We start from the raw sequence: 1703 nt of genomic DNA, 5'->3' as shown, positions 1-1703 counted from the left end.
GATCTAAATCTATGATTCGAGTTTGAATCGAAAGTAGTTTCGTGTTCAATTCTTGAATCTGTCTTTGAATCAACTTCTCTTCCTCTTTTAAAAACACAATTGTATTATTTACGCTTCGATTGTCTAAATATTCCTTGATTTGATGTGTATCATACCCTAATTTTAAACAATCTCGAATAATGTTTAAAATATAGATATCATTCAGTGTGTATAATCGATAATTTGATTTTGATCGCATTGGACAAATTAAACCTACTTCTTCATAGTATCTTAAAGAGTCTGTTTTAATATTGTATAATTTTGCGATTTCATTGATTTTATAATACTTTTTCATATTGCCATCCTTGACCTTAGTATTATACCAAGGTTTACACTTAAATTGGTGATTTTATGTTGAAACAATATCTTAAATTTGTCATACCATCCATATGTTCGATGGTTATCTTTAATCTATATACCTTAGTTGACGGTATATTCGTTGCTCACTATGAAGGCGATACGGCATTAGCTTCCATAAACGTGGCAAGTCCATATGTCACAACCATTTTCTCCATTGGAGTCTTATTTGCGATTGGATCGAGTACAGTGATGTCCATTTATCGAGGTGCGAATGAAGAAAGAAAAATGCATGAAGTATTCACAATGAATACCATCACAATTTCATGTGTAGCTTTATGTATTGCGATTTTATCTTTTATAAACTCACATCACATCACAGAATTTTTAGGTGCAAACGAAGATGTGTTTTTTTATACAGATACATACATCAAAGTATTATCCTGCTTCTCCTTCTTTTATATTGTATCCTATTGTTTCGAAGTCCTTTTAAAGGCCGATGGCTTCCCCCAAAAATCCATAATGGGTATTTGTCTAGGAGCTGGCACAAACTTAATTCTTGACCCTTTATTTATGGGAACTTTTAACATGGGAATTGGTGGTGCTGCCTTAGCTACAGGTTTATCTCAACTTGTGACTTTCTGTTTCTTCTTTTATCATTTTTCGTTTAGCCACAAATCGCATTTCCATTTTGTGAAGGCAAACTATCCTTGGCATGAATATTCTAGAATTTTATCTTTAGGCCTCCCCGATTGTATTTCTGAAATCTCTCCAGGCATTATGATTACAGTATTTAATTATCGCATCAACCAATTACTTGGTACGGATGGACTTGTTACTTTTACTGTATTGATGTATATCTATAACTTAGTATTGATGGTGATGGTTGGAACCAGTCAAGGAACTCAGCCTTTAGTTAGTTATTATTATGGTCGAAGCGATAAAAATGCCGTTTCAACTTTTCATAAATATGCACGTGTTTTAGTCTCTTGTGCTGGAGTTATATTATTCTTAATTGTAGAAGTGTTTGCACCAAATATCACGGCTGCTTTTATTCCAGTAAATACAGAAAATTACTTTAATACCATTATAGCGCTACGTCAATTTAGCTTTGTCTTCTTGATTATGGGACATGTCGTGATCACAAGCGGCTACATGGTTGCTTTAGAAGAGCCAAGAAAAGCCTTTGTGCTTTCGATTTCTCGTGGCATTCTCTTTGTCTTATTATCTCTATTTGTTTGTACTACATTATTAAAGGAAAATGGAATTTGGATCAGTTGTACCGTCTCTGAAATCTTCTGTTTAGGTATTGCCCTATATGATTTAAAAACACAAAGAAAAATATAAAAAAAAGGAATCAACTATAC

2 protein-coding genes are annotated in these 1703 nt (G+C 33.1%); one reads left to right on the top strand and one right to left on the bottom strand.

Annotation, left to right across the window (positions count from 1 at the left end):
* A partial coding sequence (locus ACZQCL_RS09305) for a helix-turn-helix domain-containing protein (protein WP_482482993.1) occupies positions 1–334 on the bottom strand: 334 nt, incomplete at its 3' end.
* Positions 335–390: 56 nt separating this feature from the next.
* Here ACZQCL_RS09305 and ACZQCL_RS09300 point away from each other — a divergent pair.
* Entirely contained in the window at positions 391–1683 is a 1293-nt protein-coding gene (locus ACZQCL_RS09300; RefSeq protein ID WP_337930273.1) for an MATE family efflux transporter, read from the top strand.
* Positions 1684–1703 lie beyond the last annotated feature (20 nt).

The organism is Holdemanella sp. (assembly GCF_056804935.1).
The sequence above is the reverse complement of the archived record's forward strand: the minus strand, read 5'-3'. Positions and strand labels throughout refer to the sequence as shown.

Bases quoted from the DNA above. Each gene is read 5' to 3' on its own strand.
- ACZQCL_RS09300 (WP_337930273.1), top strand. From the start codon at position 391: ATGTTGAAACAATATCTTAAATTTGTCATACCATCCATATGTTCGATG.